At 71.1% G+C, this 14,849-nt stretch carries 16 protein-coding genes; 10 read left to right on the top strand and 6 right to left on the bottom strand.

Annotation, left to right across the window (positions count from 1 at the left end):
- Positions 1-106: 106 nt before the first annotated feature.
- The 4 genes from ACLQ25_RS06190 to ACLQ25_RS06175 all read right to left on the bottom strand — a co-directional run bounded on the left by ACLQ25_RS06190 (position 107) and on the right by ACLQ25_RS06175 (position 4,196).
- The gene (locus ACLQ25_RS06190; RefSeq protein ID WP_425729934.1) at positions 107-1,384 is read right to left on the bottom strand and encodes a DUF2786 domain-containing protein; all 1,278 of its coding nucleotides are present in this window, start codon (positions 1,382-1,384) and stop codon (positions 107-109) included.
- 164 nt (positions 1,385-1,548) lie between these two features.
- Positions 1,549-1,827, bottom strand: a complete 279-nt coding sequence (locus tag ACLQ25_RS06185) for a hypothetical protein (RefSeq protein WP_425729933.1) — start codon at positions 1,825-1,827, stop codon at positions 1,549-1,551.
- A 70-nt stretch (positions 1,828-1,897) separates the two neighbouring features.
- Positions 1,898-3,046 carry a CaiB/BaiF CoA transferase family protein gene (locus ACLQ25_RS06180; protein WP_425729932.1) on the bottom strand — a complete coding sequence of 383 codons (1,149 nt, stop codon included), beginning with the start codon at positions 3,044-3,046 and terminating at the stop codon, positions 1,898-1,900.
- The gene (locus ACLQ25_RS06175) at positions 3,036-4,196 is read right to left on the bottom strand and encodes an acyl-CoA dehydrogenase family protein (RefSeq protein WP_425729931.1); all 1,161 of its coding nucleotides are present in this window, start codon (positions 4,194-4,196) and stop codon (positions 3,036-3,038) included. The genes ACLQ25_RS06180 and ACLQ25_RS06175 overlap by 11 nt, the downstream gene beginning before the upstream one ends.
- Before the next feature lie 156 nt (positions 4,197-4,352).
- Between ACLQ25_RS06175 and ACLQ25_RS06170 the strand changes: the two genes are divergently transcribed.
- Positions 4,353-4,670: a hypothetical protein gene (locus ACLQ25_RS06170; RefSeq protein WP_425729930.1), complete on the top strand. Its 318-nt coding sequence runs from the start codon at positions 4,353-4,355 to the stop codon at positions 4,668-4,670.
- A 51-nt stretch (positions 4,671-4,721) separates the two neighbouring features.
- Here ACLQ25_RS06170 and ACLQ25_RS06165 read toward each other — a convergent pair whose 3' ends face one another.
- Positions 4,722-4,940 (bottom strand): helix-turn-helix transcriptional regulator, encoded by a 219-nt coding sequence (locus ACLQ25_RS06165; protein ID WP_425729929.1) that lies wholly within the window; start codon positions 4,938-4,940, stop codon positions 4,722-4,724.
- Between the two features lie 156 nt (positions 4,941-5,096).
- Here ACLQ25_RS06165 and ACLQ25_RS06160 point away from each other — a divergent pair, with 156 nt between their 5' ends.
- The 4 genes from ACLQ25_RS06160 to ACLQ25_RS06145 all read left to right on the top strand — a co-directional run bounded on the left by ACLQ25_RS06160 (position 5,097) and on the right by ACLQ25_RS06145 (position 7,752).
- On the top strand, positions 5,097-5,351 hold the full coding sequence (locus ACLQ25_RS06160) for a hypothetical protein (RefSeq protein ID WP_425729928.1): 255 nt from the start codon (positions 5,097-5,099) through the stop codon (positions 5,349-5,351).
- A 187-nt stretch (positions 5,352-5,538) separates the two neighbouring features.
- Positions 5,539-6,195, top strand: a complete 657-nt coding sequence (locus ACLQ25_RS06155) for a TetR/AcrR family transcriptional regulator (protein ID WP_425729927.1) — start codon at positions 5,539-5,541, stop codon at positions 6,193-6,195.
- Between the two features lie 89 nt (positions 6,196-6,284).
- On the top strand, positions 6,285-7,133 hold the full coding sequence (locus ACLQ25_RS06150) for an MBL fold metallo-hydrolase (RefSeq protein WP_425729926.1): 849 nt from the start codon (positions 6,285-6,287) through the stop codon (positions 7,131-7,133).
- Position 7,134: 1 nt separating this feature from the next.
- Entirely contained in the window at positions 7,135-7,752 is a 618-nt protein-coding gene (locus ACLQ25_RS06145) for a CGNR zinc finger domain-containing protein (RefSeq protein ID WP_425729925.1), read from the top strand.
- A gap of 18 nt (positions 7,753-7,770) precedes the next feature.
- Here ACLQ25_RS06145 and ACLQ25_RS06140 read toward each other — a convergent pair whose 3' ends face one another.
- Positions 7,771-8,598: a zf-HC2 domain-containing protein gene (locus ACLQ25_RS06140; RefSeq protein ID WP_425729924.1), complete on the bottom strand. Its 828-nt coding sequence runs from the start codon at positions 8,596-8,598 to the stop codon at positions 7,771-7,773.
- 72 nt (positions 8,599-8,670) lie between these two features.
- On the opposite strand from ACLQ25_RS06140, the gene ACLQ25_RS06135 reads away from it, so the two are divergent.
- The 5 genes from ACLQ25_RS06135 to ACLQ25_RS06115 all read left to right on the top strand — a co-directional run bounded on the left by ACLQ25_RS06135 (position 8,671) and on the right by ACLQ25_RS06115 (position 14,846).
- Positions 8,671-9,711, top strand: coding sequence for a TRM11 family SAM-dependent methyltransferase (locus tag ACLQ25_RS06135; protein WP_425729922.1), 1,041 nt, complete (start codon positions 8,671-8,673; stop codon positions 9,709-9,711).
- 290 nt (positions 9,712-10,001) lie between these two features.
- A complete protein-coding gene (gene kdpF / locus ACLQ25_RS06130) occupies positions 10,002-10,091 on the top strand; it encodes a K(+)-transporting ATPase subunit F (protein ID WP_036390805.1) in 90 nt (29 codons plus the stop codon).
- The gene (kdpA, locus tag ACLQ25_RS06125) at positions 10,091-11,746 is read left to right on the top strand and encodes a potassium-transporting ATPase subunit KdpA (RefSeq protein ID WP_425729920.1); all 1,656 of its coding nucleotides are present in this window, start codon (positions 10,091-10,093) and stop codon (positions 11,744-11,746) included. Before kdpF ends, kdpA begins: the two co-directional genes overlap by 1 nt.
- A gap of 20 nt (positions 11,747-11,766) precedes the next feature.
- Complete coding sequence (gene kdpB / locus ACLQ25_RS06120; protein ID WP_425729918.1) at positions 11,767-13,962, top strand: potassium-transporting ATPase subunit KdpB; 2,196 nt, start codon at positions 11,767-11,769, stop codon at positions 13,960-13,962.
- Positions 13,962-14,846, top strand: a complete 885-nt coding sequence (locus ACLQ25_RS06115) for a potassium-transporting ATPase subunit C (protein WP_425729916.1) — start codon at positions 13,962-13,964, stop codon at positions 14,844-14,846. The genes kdpB and ACLQ25_RS06115 overlap by 1 nt, the downstream gene beginning before the upstream one ends.
- Positions 14,847-14,849 lie beyond the last annotated feature (3 nt).

Below are 14,849 nucleotides of genomic sequence, written 5' to 3'. Positions count from 1 at the left end.
GCTGGGGTGCGGCTCACCGGAGGGTCGGAGCCGTCACCCCGTTCCCTACCGCGTACCGAAGAAGATCCCAGAAACGTCCGGCCGTGGCGTTCCCACGCCGGGCGGATCAGGGTCGGCCCGGCACCTGCCGAGGCTTGGAGCCGCCGCCGACGTCCAGGGACGCCCGGTCGGCGGCCGACGTGCCGGACGACCAGCCCTCGGCGTCACGCACGCTGAGCCGGTGCCGGGTCACGCCGGGGAACAGCGTCTCCAGCCGCTCCCGGACCGCCTCGCCCCGCGCGGCGAGCACCGGCAACAACCGATCCGCCCCGGCCTCGGCCTGCCCCGCCGCCTCGGTCGCCGCGTCCGTGGCCGTGCGCAGCCGCTGACCGATCCGCAGCGCAAACGCGTTGAGGAAGGACTCGTCCCACACCTTCGTCCGGCGGCCCGACCCCGGCCGGCGCTCGGCCCGCCCGCGCAGCATCGCGGCCGTCGCCTGCACCAGCAGCGACGTGTAGAGCAGCTCCACCGCCACGAGGTCCGCCGGCCACCCCAGCACGGTGGTGAAGCCGAGGTCGTCGGACCAGATCGCCTCGCACCGGTTCGCCGCCGCCACCTCCTGCACGAGCAGCGCCTTCGCCCCGGCGTACGGGGTCTCGACGCCCAGGCGCACCCCACTCGGCACGTCGCCCCGCTCGGTGCCGGCGGCCAGCAGCGCCTCGTCGATGCTGTGCCGGGCGATCAGCTCCTGCGCCTTGCCGGTCAACGCCTCCGCCTCGGCCGGGAAGGTGGTCGACTCCGCCTTCGCCAGCAGCGCGCGTACCCGGTCCAGCATCGGCGACCCGCTGCGGGCCGTACCGGCGGCGCGGGGGAGCGCCGCTCCGGTCGAGCCCGGCGGCGGGCGCAGCACCGCGATCGGCGGCAGGCTCTCCACCAGCGCGAGTACGTCGACCGCCGCGCGCAGCGCGTCGACCCGGTCCAGCCCCTCCGCGGCCGTCCAGGCCGCCAACATCTCCGCGCCGAGGTTCCGGCCGGCCTTCGAGCCCTGGGCGGCGTCCTTCGAGCCCTCGGCGGTCAGCGTGCGGAGCTGGTCGTCCCACCAGGCGGGGACCGGCTCGGCCTGCTCGCGTCGCTGCGCGGCCAGCGCGTCGCGGACCAGTCGGGCCGCGCCGGCGTCGAGCCGACGCCGGACGATCCGGTGTACGTCGACCGGCTGCCAGCCGCGCGGCCAGAGCCGCCCGAGGCCGCGAACCAGCCGTCGCGCCAGGGCGGCGTCCACGGCCGTCGCGCCGTCCGCCGTCCCGGTGCCGACCATCAGCCGGTCGAGCTGCCGTTCGGTCTGTCGTACGTCGGTGCCACGCACCGCCGCCAGCGCGTCGGCGACGAGGTCCTCCGCGTCCGGCACCGGAACCTCCTCGGCTCGGGCGGCCCACGACGGCCCGCCTCCACCATGATCATGCCGTCCCCCACCCAAGGCACCCAAAACCAGGAAGGTCAGCCTCGGCCCGTTAGGCGGTGATCAAGAGGTTCGCGTCACGGTCCGGCCGTTTTCTGACGCCAACCTCTTGATCAACTTTGTGGCGGGGTGGCGGCCAGCGCGGCCGACAGCCGGCGGAGGAACGCGCGGATGTCGTCCTCGCTGTGGTGCGTCCCGGCCTGGTCGTTGAGCGGGCCCGAACAGCGCAGCGCCTGATCGAGCGCGTCCCGCGTCTCGGCCCGGTCGCCCGGATAGAGCCCGGCGGCCACCCCGTCGGCGACCCGGGTCACCACCGCGTCGTCGAGGGCGCTGTCGAACTGGACCCCGTACAGGATCCCGTTGACGTGGCCCTTCCAACTTTCCGTACCCATGCGCTGACTCCCCCGGACCGTGGGTGCACGACCGTATCAACGCCGGCTTTCCCGCACGCCGGCCGTGGAGCTACGACCAGGCGGTCAGGATCTCCTCGACCGGCGACACGTCCCGCTCCGGATCGGGCGCCGGGATCGGCGGGTCCGTCGGCGTACGGTCGAAGCGCGGCGCCGGTGCCGGTTGGACCTCGCCGGCCACCTCGACGAACGTCCCCCGGGCCGCGTTGTGCGGGTGCCGGTACGCGTCGCCGGGGGCGAGCACCGGGGCGACGCAGGCATCCCGGTCGGCGAAGATCGCCGTCCACTCGTCCCGCGTCCGCTCGGCGAACCGCTCGGTGAGCCGCCTGCGCAGCTCGTCCCAGCCGCTCGGGTCGTACTGGTGGGGCAGGCCCGCGTCGGCGAGGCCGAGACCCGTCAGCAGTTCGCCGTAGAAGGCCGGTTCCAGCGCCCCGACGGCCATGAAGCCACCGTCGGCAGTGGCGTACGTGTCGTAGAAGGGCGCTCCTCCGTCGAGCAGGTTCCGCCCCCGCGGGGCCGCCCACAGGCCGGTGCCGAGCAACCCGTGCAGGAACGAGGTGAGCAGTGCCGAACCGTCGACCATGGCCGCGTCGACGACCTGGCCGAGGCCCGAGCGTTCCCGTTCGAGTAGCGCGGCCAACACGCCCACGGCCAGCAGCATGCCGCCACCGGCGAAGTCGCCGATCAGGTTCAACGGCGCGTGCGGCCGCTCACCGGCCCGGCCCAACGGTTCCAGCGCTCCGGCGACCGCGATGTAGTCGATGTCGTGGCCGGCCCGGGCGGCCAGCGGGCCGTCCTGACCCCAGCCGGTCATTCGCGCGTACACCAGGCGGGGGTTGCGGTCCCGGCAGACGTCCGGGCCGAAGCCGAGGCGCTCGGCGACCCCCGGCCGGTACGCCTCGACCAGCACGTCCGCCCGCTCGACGAGGCGCAGCAGGTCCGCCACACCGGCCGGGGACTTCAGGTCCAGCGCGGTCAGCCGCCGGCCGCGCTGCAACGGTCCTGCGCTCGGCGCGGCCAGCCGACCGGCGCCCGGCCCATCCGGCCGGTCGACGCGCACCACGTCCGCCCCGAGATCGGCGAGCACCATGCAGCCGAACGGCGCCGGCGCGAGACTGGCCAGCTCGACCACCCGTACACCGGCCAGCGGTCCACCTCGCGACGATCCGTCCGGGCCGCGCGTGAACGCCTCAGAGGGCACGGGCGATCAGCTCCTTCATGATCTCGTTGGTGCCACCGTAGATCTTCTGTACCCGGGCGTCGGCGTACATGCGGGCGATCGGGTACTCCGTCGTGTAGCCGTACCCACCGAAGACCTGGAGGCACCGGTCGACGACCTCGCACTGCCCGTCGGTGAGCCACGACTTGGCCATCGCGGCCGTCGCGACGTCCAGGTCGCCACGCGTGTGCCGGACGACGCAGTCGTCCAGGAAGACCCGACCGACCCGGGTACGCGTCGCGCACTCCGCGAGCACCATCCGGGTGTTCTGGTGGCCCATCAGCGGCTTGCCGAAGGCGGTGCGCTCCTTGGCGTACGCGACGGTCAGCGCCACCGCCCGTTCCATGGCCGCCACCGCGCCGACGCCGATGACCAGGCGCTCCTGCGGAAGCTGCTGCATCATCTGGACGAAGCCCATCCCCTCGACGCCGCCGAGCAGGTTGGCCGCCGGCACCCGGAACTCGTCGAAGAACAGCTCGGCCGTGTCGTTGGCGTGCAGCCCGATCTTGGACAGCAGCCGGCCGCGACGGAACCCCTCGGGATCCGCACCCACCTCGCAGACCAGCAGTGAGATGCCGGCCGCCCGCTGCTCCGGGTCGGTCTTGACCGCCACGATGACCAGGTCGGCCAGGCCGCCGTTGGTGATGAACGTCTTCGCGCCGCTAACCAGGTAGTCGTCGCCGTCGCGGACCGCCCGCGTCCGCATCGCCTGAAGGTCCGAGCCGCCGTCCGGCTCGGTCATCGCGATCGCGCCCACCAGCTCACCGCTGCACAGGCCGGGCAGCCACCGCCGCTTCTGCTCCTCGCTGCCGTACGCCACGAGGTAGCCGGTGACGATGCCACTGTGTACGGCCAACCCGAGGCTGCCCTCCCCGGCGTACGCCTGCTCGTGCAGCACCACGGCCTCGTGGGTGAAGTCGCCGCCCCCGCCGCCGTACTCCTCGGGCACGGACGGACCGAGCAGTCCCAGCTCACCGGCGCGGCGGTAGTGCTCGCGGTCCGGGTGCCCCTGCGCCAGCAGGCGTTCGGTGTGCGGCAGCACCTCCCTGGTGAAGAAGGCACGGGCCAGCTCGGCGAGATCGTCGTGTTCGGGCCGCCGCCAGGGCGCGGGGGAGCCGTCGGGCGTGGGCATGGCACCACCCTCGCGCCCTGTTGGCAGCATGTCAATAAGCCTTCGGCGCCTTGATCGACTCGGGTTCCGCGAAGTCGGGCCATCCGTCCGAGCCAGACACCCCGCCTTCCCGGAAACCGAGTCGATCACGCAGCGCGACCGGGCGAGAATCGTGCCATGAGAGCAATGCCGCCGGCCCGGCTCGACGGAGCCTGGGTCACGATGTTCGCCAGCCTCGCGCCGGGGCAGTCGCCAACCGGGGCGACGCGGCACTCCGTCAGCAACTTCGCGGAGGTCGTCGCCCATCTGGCGATCGCCCGCTACGACGAGGCCGACGCGGACTTCTACCTCTTCTACTGCACGAGCGACTGGCAGGTCTTGACGGACACCTGCCATCCGGCAGAGGCGACGGCGGTCGCCCAGGCCGAGTTCGAGTTCGGGGGCGTGACGTTCACGCGGGTCACTCAGGAGGGCCCCAGCGGCCTTCCGGAATGACGTCGGTGCTCTCGGGAGGCTTGCCGCTGACCGACGAAGCGGCGACGGGCGCTACTCCGCCTCGTCGCCGTTGGTGGGACGCGGCGGGCGGTGCTCGGCGATCCACGCCTCCACATCAGCACGCAGCCAGACCTTCATGCCCCGCAGCTCCTGGTAGGGCTTCGGGAAGCTCGGCCGCATGGCGAGCTGCTGGAATCGGCTTCGGGACACGTTCAGCCGTTGACCGATCTCATACGGCCCCATCAGCTCGCCCGGCCCCTTGTCGCCCACACCTGGACACTAGGCACGTTCGCGTATCCCTAATCGGTGGTCCCCGAATGGGGGTCTCCATCTTGACAGGGGTTCCAGCGAGGGTGAGAGTGGTCGTCGGAGGCGGCCTGCTGTGAATCGGGCCGGGTGGGCGCGGTGCGGCGAGAGGCGGGCGGGATGGATCAGGCGACGGAGTTGGCGTGGTTGCGGGAGCGGGTCGGGGGACTGGAGACGGCGTTGCACCGCGCGCGGCGGGAGCTGTTCGACCTGCGGTGTCGGCTGACGTTGATCGGCCGGGTGGTGCAGGACGTCGACCGGGTGCAGCGCGCACCGCAAGTGGCGGTCGGTGCGATCAACGCGGCGCTCTACTCCGAGACGTCCAACCTGCGGCACCTCGGCCGGCACGTGGTCCGCCGCCGCCGGCTCCGGTGATCACTTGATGCTCACCAGTTGCCAGAGCGCTCCAGCAACTGGTGAGCATCAAGTGATCGACGCTGGGCGGCTAAAACGGCACTCTGGACTTTTGGTTTATTGCCACTGAAGAGCCGCACGAACTCGTTACCTAGCGTGATCAAGGCGAGGGCGTGGCGGGCCGGGTGCTGCCGCTAGGGTCGGGCAGATGAGTGTCGAGACCGCTCCCCGCCGCCGCCGGTTGGAGCCGGACGCCCGGCGTGGCCAGATCCTGGCCTGCGCGGTCCGCCTGTTCGGCGAGCAGCCGTACGCCGACGTGTCGACCGCCGACGTGGCCCGGGAGGCGGGCGTCGCCCGAGGGCTGGTCAACCACTACTTCGGCACCAAGAAGGACCTCTACCTGGAGGTCGTCCGGGTCATGGTGACCATTCCGGAGGTCGCCCTCGAACGGCTGCCCAAGGGTGATCTGCGGACCCGGGTCGACGCCAGCGTCTCGTGGTTCCTCGACGTGGTGTCCCGGCACAGCACCTCGTGGCTCGCGGCGGTCACCGCCCGGGGGATGGGCGGCGACGCCGACGTGGAGCGGGTGCTCGCCGAGGCCGAGGAGGTCGCAGCGGACCGGATGCTGGTCGCCGTCGGGCTGGCCGACGAGGCCGAGGACCACGTGGAATTGCGGGGGATGGTCCGGGCGTACTGCGGGCTGGCGACGTCCACCGCCCGGGAGTGGCTCCAGCGTGACGCGCTCACCCGAGCCCAGGTGCACCTGCTGCTCACCACCACGCTGCTGACGATCGTGGAGCAGATCATTCCGCAGGTCATCGTGGGGGAGGACGTGACGCGGAAGACTCGGAAAACGCCTCGCTGAAATAGGCATACGGTTTACGCTTATTTCGTCGGTGGGAGTGCCGGTAGAGGTGCGCCGACTGTCGTGGCCCGTTTCACCGAGGAGGAGACATGTCCCCATCTGCCCTGTCGTACGAAGTTCTGGTCCTGGATGGCCCGGTCCGGGCCGGAGAGCAGCGCATGCCGGACGGCTCGCCCATCCACTTCAATCCGACCGCCACCACTCTGATCTCGGGGGCCGAGGAGGCGCTGCTGGTGGACCCGCCGTTCACTCACGAGCAGATCGCGACGGCCGGAGACTGGATCGAGCGTTCGGGCAAGCGGCTGACGGCCATCTACGCCACCCACGGGCACGGCGACCACTGGTTCGGTGCCCCCGAGCTGGTCAAGCGCTTCCCTGACGCCGTCACCTACGCGACGCCCGGGACGATCGAGGTCATGCGCCAGCAGGCGACCGTCGGGCGTCAAGAGGTGTTCGACAAGGTCTTCCCCGGGCTGATCCCGGAGTCGCCCATCGACGCCATTCCGGTGCCGCCCGGCGGAATCCTGATCGAGGGCAACGTCGCCCAGCCGGTCGAGACCGGGCACACCGATGGCGACCACTCCACCGTTCTGCACGTGCCGTCGATCGGTCTCGTGGTGGCCGGCGACGTCGTCTACAACGGGGTCCACCAGTACCTGTTGGAGACCGTCAACGGCGGCCTGCGGGAGTGGCTCAAGGCCCTCGACCGCGTCGAGGCCCTCGCGCCCCGGGCGGTCGTCGCCAGCCACAAGAACCGCAACCGCCCCGACGACCCGTCGAGCATCGACGAGACCCGGAGGTACCTGTTGAACGTGGAACGGCTGTTGGCGGAGAAGTCGACGGCCCTTGAGTTCTTCGACGCGATGATGGAGCTCTATCCGGACTGGGTGAACCCGGGACCGCTGTGGTACGGGGCGCTCGGCCTGATCGGGAAGTGACATGACGGTGCCCCCTCCGCCGTGGCCCGCGACCACGAGGTACGGCCTCGAGTCCGCACCAGGAGGCCTCGGGCTCGTCCAGGACCTGCTCAACACGCTCCCGGCGGGCGCACCGCGCCAGCCGGATCTTCTCGACGATCTCGACAGCGCCACGCAGTGGGCGCACGATGTCGCCGCCCGGTGGTCGACGATCACCGGGCGGCCGGCACCCGATGTGGAGCTCGACCCGGCGGGCCTACGGGCGCTGCGGACCTTCCGCGACGAGCTGCGGTACGGGATCGACGCCAGGCTGCACGCCACACCGGAATCCGGGCCGCCCGAGCCGGCGCCGGCCCCTCGCGCCACAGTCGCCTCGCTGCGGCTCGACGGGACCGGCTCGGTCTGCCTCGATCCCGCCGGGACGGGGGCCGAACTGCTGGTCTCCCTCGTCCTGGCGGAGTTGTTCGCGGCGCAACTCACCGACGTCGGCCGCCGCGTCAAGACCTGTCGCAACCCCCGGTGCCAGGTGGCGTTCTACGACCGCTCCCGCAACAACAGCGGGGTCTGGCACTCCGTCCGCGTCTGCGGCCTTCCGGCAAACCTGCGCGCCCACCGGGCACGCCGCCGGCAGGGGGACTGAACGTCCCGCCCCCGACGCTCAGGCGGCCCGATCGGTACGCGCGGCCCGACCGGTCCGCACCGCCGGGGCGGCGTGACGGTCGGCGGCCTGTGCCGGGTACGCCCCGGAGTTGACCACCCGCAGGGGCCGCTCGGCCTCGTCCGCGCCGAACCGCCAGCGCGACGGCGCCGGTTGCCGCTGCGGGGCGGGTCCGCCGGGACGCAGCCCCGGGCGGGACAGCAGCACGGTGACCAGGTAGCCGACCACCAGGAAACCGTGGCTGACCAGTCGTTCCCCGCTCACCGACCCGGTGGCCAGGTCGTTGACCGAGAGCAGCAGCAGGGTGCCGACGAACGCGCTGAGCATCGGCAGCAGACCCGCCGGTGGGCTGCGGCGTACCGCCACGAAGAGGAAGCCGGCCCCGACCGCCACGTTCCAGGCGGCCGACTCGTGCCACAGGTGCTGGCCGGAGGCGTGCAGGTGCTCCGCGGTCGCTCCCTTGCCGACCTGGGCGAGGCCGAGCACCAGTTGGACCGCGCCGAGCAGCCCGAGCGCCGCGCGCAGCCCGACGACCAGGGTGCCGCGTCCGGGCAGGTGGGGCCGCCACCGCGACCGGCGGCTCGCTGGCGCGTCGTCCGCCCCGGCGGTCGCAGCGTCGCCGATGGCGGCCAGGATCGCGTCGGTCCGATCGGGGACATCAGTGACCAATCGGGTACGAACGCGGCGCGTCACCGCCACCGCCGTCGCGAACCAGGCCCGGCACGTGGCGCACTCGTCCAGGTGCCCCTGCGCCGCCGCGCGTTCGTCGGCGGTCTCCTCCCCGTCCAGCTGTGCGGACAGGATCTCCCGCCACTGTTCACACCCCATGCGTGGGTAGTCGTTCCGGGCGTCGCTCCGGTTCCCGGCGGTCGTCACCGGTTGTGAAATACTCGCCCGATCATGACGCGCTACGGCCTGCTGATCCTGCCCGCCACCAACCGGGTGTACGCCCGATCCGCCATCGACCTCACCCGGGCCGAGCTGGAGATCTTCGGCCGGTCGGCGCTCGACGGCCGGATCGGCGAGCTGGACACCGAGGTCGTCGGCGGCGCGACGTACGTCACGTTCGCGGGTGACGGTCTGACCGAGCGGGACCTGGCCGTCCTGGGCAACCTCTCCGCCGGGTACGCCCTGTTCGAGATCGTCGGTGACCTGCTGCGCCCGGTGGAGTGGAGCCGGCTGGACCGGTACGACGACGACCTGCTCACCATCCAGAAGTACGTGGGCAAGACCAACGAGCAGTTCACCAAGCTGCTGCTCAACGTCACCCTGCTCGCGTCGGACTGGGCCGGTGAGCTGACCGACCGCCGGTTCCGGGTGCTCGATCCGCTCTGCGGTCGGGGTACCACCCTCAACCAGGCGCTGATGTACGGCTTCGACGCGGCGGGGATCGAGCGCGACCAGAAGGACGTCGAGGCGTACCGGGCGTTCGTCACCACCTGGCTGAAGCAGAAGCGCGTGAAGCACCGGGTGCTGGAATCGGGACCGGTGCGGCGCGAGCGCAAGGTGGTCGGCCGGCGGGTACGCATCGAGCTGGCCCCGACCCGCGAGGACCACAAGGCAGGCAATACGCAGTTGCTGGACGTGGTCAACGCCGACACCACCCGCGCGGGCGAGTTCTTCCGTCCGGAGACCGTCGACGTGGTGGTCGCGGACGCCCCGTACGGCGTACAGCACGGCAGTCGTACCGCCGATCAGGGTCTGTCGCGCGACCCGCTGGCGCTGCTCGCGGAGGCCGCGCCGGTCTGGGCGCGGTTGCTGCGGCCCGGCGGCGCGCTCGGCATCTCGTGGAACACCCACGTCGCGAGCCGGGACGACGCGGCGGCGGCGCTGGCCGACGCCGGCCTGAGCGTGGTCGACGACGAGCCCTACCGCGCGCTGCGGCACCGGGTCGACCAGTCGATCATGCGCGACGTGCTGGTGGCCCGCCGCCCGGCCTGACCGGCCCGGCTCCTCTCCTCCCGGTCTCGACCGTCGGGTTTGTGCCGCATTTCACCTGATCAGGTGCGTGCGTGAAAACCGCGTCAAGAAAAGGTTCGCCGCCGTCATGGTCGCGTTATGGCCCGTGCCGTCTGACGCGCACCTGGGCTTTGCTTGCCCGGCGCGACCGGGAGGCGGTCGCGACGAACCTTTCCGGTAAGAGGAGTCAGCGTGTCTGACGTGGTGTTCGTGGTCCTCACGGTGGCGCTGTTCGCAGTGCTCGCCCTGGTGGTCCGGGCGGTGGAGAAGCTGTGAACGCGGTCAATGCCGTCGGTCTGGTGCTCGCGATCGTCCTGGGCGCGTTCCTGGTGTTTGCCCTGCTGTTCCCGGAGCGCTTCTGATGACCATGACAACAGCGGGCGTCATCTTCGTGTTGACGCTGGTGGCGGCCCTGGTGGCCGTCTACAAGCCGTTCGGCGACTACATGTTCCGGGCCGTCTCCGGTACGAAGCAGTCGCGCGTCGAGCGGGGGATCTACCGTCTGGTCGGGGTCAACCCGGCCGCCGAGCAGACCTGGGGCGTGTACGCCCGCAGCGTGCTGGCGTTCTCGGCCGTCTCGATCCTGTTCCTGTACCTGTTCCAGCGAGTGCAGAACCACCTGTGGCTGTCGCTGGGCTTCGACTCGGTGGTGCCGCACGGCGCGTGGAACACGGCCGTCTCGTTCGTGACGAACACGAATTGGCAGTCGTACTCGGGTGAGTCGACCATGGGCCACCTCGTGCAGATGGCCGGCCTGGCCGTGCAGAACTTCGTGTCGGCGGCGGTCGGCATCGCGGTGGCGGTGGCGCTGGTCCGCGGTTTCGCCCGCAGCCGTACGGGTCAGCTCGGCAACTTCTGGGTCGACCTGACCCGGATCACGCTGCGGATCCTGGTGCCGATCGCGGTCCTCGGCGCCATCGTGCTGATGATCGGTGGGGTGGTGCAGAACCTGTCCGCCGGCACCGACGTGAGCACGCTGACCGGCGGCGCCCAGACGGTCACCGGTGGCCCGGTCGCCAGCCAGGAAGTGATCAAGGAACTGGGCACCAACGGTGGCGGCTTCTACAACGTCAACAGCGCGCACCCGTTCGAGAACCCCACGACCTGGACGAACTGGATCCAGATCTTCCTGATCTTCCTGATCCCGTTCAGCCTGCCCCGGGTCTTCGGCCGGATGGTCGGGCAGAACCGGCAGGGCTACGCCATCGCCGCGGTGATGGGCATCCTCGCGTTCCTCAGCGTCGCCATCACCAACATCTTCGAGCTGGCCGGACACGGCACGGTGCCGCAGGCGGTCGGCGCGGCGATGGAGGGCAAGGAGGTGCGGTTCGACGTGTCGAACTCGGCCACCTTCGCCGCCGCCACCACGCTCACCTCGACGGGTGCGGTGAACTCGTTCCACGACTCGTTCACCCCGCTCGGCGGCATGATGACGATGGTCAACATGATGCTCGGCGAGGTCGCGCCCGGCGGCACCGGCTCCGGTCTGTACGGCCTGCTCATCCTCGCGGTGATCACGGTCTTCGTGGCCGGGCTGATGGTGGGTCGCACGCCCGAGTACCTGGGCAAGAAGATCGGGTCGCGGGAGATCAAGTTCGCCTCGCTCTACTTCCTGATCACGCCCATCCTGGTGCTCGTCGGTACGGCGGCGGCGTTCGCCACCGGCAACAACTCGACAGCGCTCAACGTCGGCCCGCACGGCCTCTCCGAGGTGCTGTACGCGTTCACCTCGGCCAGCAACAACAACGGCTCCGCCTTCGGCGGCATCACGGTCAATACCACCTGGTGGGACACCGCGCTCGCGTTGTGCATGCTGCTGGGCCGCTTCCTGCCGCTGATCTTCGTGCTCGCGCTGGCCGGCTCGCTGGCCCGCCAGGCACCCACCCCCGCGTCCGAGGGCACCTTGCCGACCCACAAACCGCTGTTCATCGGGATGGTTGTCGGCGTCACGGTGGTCCTCGTCGCGCTGACCTTCCTGCCCGCGCTCGCGCTCGGCCCGCTGGCAGAGGGGCTCTGACCATCATGAGGAACGAGGACATGTCCGTCACGTCCGCCCCGACAGAGCAGCTTCCCGGCACCCCGGCAATGCAGGGCAACCGGATCGGCGGAGGCCTGCTCGACCCCAAGCAACTGCTCCGGTCCCTGCCGGACGCCGTCCGTAAGCTCAACCCGGCCACCCTGTGGCGCAACCCGGTGATGCTGATCGTGGAGGTCGGCGCGGCCTTCACCACCGTCCTGGCGGTGGCCGACCCGTCGGTGTTCAGCTGGGCGATCACCATCTGGCTCTGGCTGACCGTCATCTTCGCCAACCTGGCCGAGGCGGTCGCCGAGGGCCGGGGCAAGGCCCAGGCCGCGACCCTGCGGCAGGCCAAGAAGGACACCATCGCCACCCGGCTGATCGACTGGAAGCCGGGCGCGCGGGCCAACACCTACCGCGACGAGGCGGTGCCCGCGCCGGAGCTGCGCCAGGGCGACGTCGTGCTCGTCGAGGCGGGCGGCATCATCCCGGGCGACGGCGACATCGTCGAGGGCATCGCCAGCGTCGACGAGTCGGCCATCACGGGCGAGTCGGCCCCGGTCATTCGGGAGTCCGGCGGCGACCGCAGCGCGGTCACCGGTGGCACCAAGGTGCTCTCCGACCGGATCATCGTGAAGATCACCCAGAAGCCGGGGGAGAGCTTCATCGACCGGATGATCGCCCTGGTCGAGGGTGCCAACCGGCAGAAGACGCCGAACGAGATCGCGCTGAACATCCTGCTCGCCGCGCTCACGGTCATCTTCCTGCTGGCCGTCGTCACCCTCCAGCCCCTCGCGATCTTCTCCAAGGCGTACCAGGCCGCCGCGCCGGACAGCGGGGCGATCACCGGTTCCGGTGTGACCGGCGTCGTGCTGGTCTCGCTGCTGGTCTGCCTGATCCCCACCACCATCGGCGCGCTGTTGTCGGCCATCGGCATCGCCGGCATGGACCGCCTCGTCCAGCGCAACGTGCTGGCCATGAGCGGCCGGGCCGTCGAGGCGGCCGGCGACGTCAACACCCTGCTGCTGGACAAGACCGGCACCATCACGCTGGGCAACCGGCAGGCCGCCGAGTTCGTCCCGGTCGAGGGGGTCGACGCCGCGACCGTGGCGGACGCCGCGCAGCTCTCCAGCCTGGCCGACGAGACCCCGGAGGGGCGCTCGGTGGTCGTGCTGGCGAAGAACGAGTTCGGGCTCCGCGAACGCGAACCCGGCGTCATGCCGCACGCCACTTTCGTACCGTTCACCGCGCAGACCCGGATGAGCGGCGTCGACCTGAGCCCGGACGCCAGCGTCGACGGTGGCGCGTCGGGCACCGCCCGTCGGGTCCGCAAGGGCGCCGCCTCGGCGGTCATGAAGTGGGTACGCGAGAACGGCGGTCACCCGACCGAGCAGGTCGGCGAGATCGTGGACGCGATCAGCGGCACCGGCGGCACCCCGCTGGTGGTCGCCGAGCACGTCGACGGTGAGCCGGCCCGCGCGTTGGGCGTCATCCACCTCAAGGACGTGGTCAAGTCCGGCATGCGCGAGCGGTTCGACGAGATGCGCCGGATGGGCATCCGGACCGTGATGATCACCGGTGACAACCCGCGTACCGCCAAGGCCATCGCCGACGAGGCCGGGGTGGACGACTTCCTGGCCGAGGCGACGCCGGAGGACAAGCTCGCGCTGATCAAGCGGGAGCAGGAGGGTGGCCGGCTGGTCGCGATGACCGGTGACGGCACCAACGACGCGCCGGCGCTCGCCCAGGCCGACGTCGGGGTGGCCATGAACACCGGAACGTCGGCCGCCAAGGAGGCCGGCAACATGGTCGACCTCGACTCCGACCCGACCAAACTGATCGAGATCGTGGAGATTGGCAAGCAGTTGCTGATCACCCGGGGAGCGCTGACCACGTTCAGCATCTCCAACGACATCGCGAAGTACTTCGCGATCATCCCGGCCATGTTCGCCGGCCTCTACCCGAGCCTGGACGCGCTGAACATCATGCGGCTGGCCAGCCCGGAGTCGGCGATCCTGTCCGCCGTCATCTTCAACGCCCTGGTGATCATCGCGCTGATCCCGCTCGCCCTGCGCGGCGTGCGGTACCGGCCGGCCGCCGCGTCGAAGCTGCTCAGCCGCAACCTGCTGGTGTACGGACTGGGCGGCATCATCGTGCCGTTCATCGGGATCAAGCTCATCGACCTGCTCATCCAGTTCGTCCCGGGGATTTCGTGATGCGTCTACCCACCTGGATCGCCCAACACCTCGCCGCCCTGCGCGCCCTGCTCGTCTTCACGGTGCTGCTCGGCCTGGTCTACCCGCTGGCCCTGGTCGCGCTCGGTCAGCTACCCGGCCTCAACCACAAGGCCGACGGCTCGCTGGTCACCGTGGGCGGCACGACGGTCGGCAGCTCGCTGATCGGCCAGTCCTTCACCGACGCGGACGGCAACCCCGTCGCCCGCTACTTCCAGTCCCGCCCGTCGGCCGCCGGCGACGGCTACGACCCGACGTCCACCTCGGCCAGCAACCTCGGCCCGGAGAGCGTCGTCGACACCATCGCCACCGACCCGGAGGAGTCCAGCGAGAGCCTGCTCACCCAGGTCTGCGGGCGCAGTAAGGCCGTCGGGGAGCTGAACGGCGTCGACGGGCGACGCCCGTTCTGCACCGACGACGACGGGGTGGGCGCCGTGCTCGCGGTGTTCCGCGCCGACGGCCTGACCGGCCCGGTCACCCGGGTGGTCAGCGTCAACCAGGTCGCCCCGGCGACGCCGTTCGTTCCCTCGTACCAGGGGGTCACCGTGGAGCTGGCCAAGCCCGGTGAGGACTACGTCGCGGCCGGCGGGGTGGTCACCCCGATCCGGGGCGACGCGCCCGCCAAGCCGGCGGTGCCCGCCGACGCGGTCACCGCCAGCGCCAGCGGTCTCGACCCGCAGATCAGCCCGGCGTACGCCGAGTTGCAGGTCAACCGGGTCGCCCGGGAGCGCGGCGCGGACCCGGCGGCGGTCCGCAAGCTCATCAAGGAGCACACCGACGGGCGAGGGCTCGGCTTCATGGGTGAGCCCGGCGTGAACGTGCTGGAACTCAACATCGCCCTCGACAAGCAGTTCGCCGCGCGCTGAGCA

It is taken from the genome of Micromonospora sp. DT44 (genome assembly GCF_049841635.1).
Classification (GTDB): Bacteria; Actinomycetota; Actinomycetes; order Mycobacteriales; family Micromonosporaceae; genus Micromonospora.
The sequence above is the reverse complement of the archived record's forward strand: the minus strand, read 5'-3'. Positions and strand labels throughout refer to the sequence as shown.